At 54.4% G+C, this 656-nt stretch carries 1 rRNA gene; it reads left to right on the forward strand.

The annotated features are described in order from the left end of the window. Positions 1-656: ribosomal RNA gene (locus tag ACSNOD_RS31595) — 23S ribosomal RNA — on the forward strand; the annotation flags it as partial.

Below are 656 nucleotides of genomic sequence, written 5' to 3' on the forward strand. Positions count from 1 at the left end.
GGCTGAGACCTGATGCCGAGCCGATTGTGGTGAAGTGGATGATCCTATGCTGTCGAGAAAAGCCTCTAGCGAGTTTCATGGCGGCCCGTACCCTAAACCGACTCAGGTGGTCAGGTAGAGAATACCGAGGCGTTCGGGTGAACTATGGTTAAGGAACTCGGCAAAATGCCCCCGTAACTTCGGGAGAAGGGGGGCCATTGCTGGTGATCACTCTTGCAGTGTGAGCTGGTGGTGGCCGCAGAGACCAGCGAGAAGCGACTGTTTACTAAAAACACAGGTCCGTGCGAAGCCGTAAGGCGATGTATACGGACTGACGCCTGCCCGGTGCTGGAACGTTAAGGGGACCGGTTAGCTCCATTTCGGTGGGGCGAAGCTGAGAACTTAAGCGCCAGTAAACGGCGGTGGTAACTATAACCATCCTAAGGTAGCGAAATTCCTTGTCGGGTAAGTTCCGACCTGCACGAATGGCGTAACGACTTCTCGACTGTCTCAACCATAGGCCCGGTGAAATTGCACTACGAGTAAAGATGCTCGTTTCGCGCAGCAGGACGGAAAGACCCCGGGACCTTTACTATAGCTTGATATTGGTGTTCGGTTCGGCTTGTGTAGGATAGGTGGGAGACTGTGAAGCATGCACGCCAGTGTGTGTGGAGTCG

The organism is Streptomyces sp. URMC 123 (assembly GCF_051386515.1).
Classification (GTDB): Bacteria; Actinomycetota; Actinomycetes; order Streptomycetales; family Streptomycetaceae; genus Streptomyces.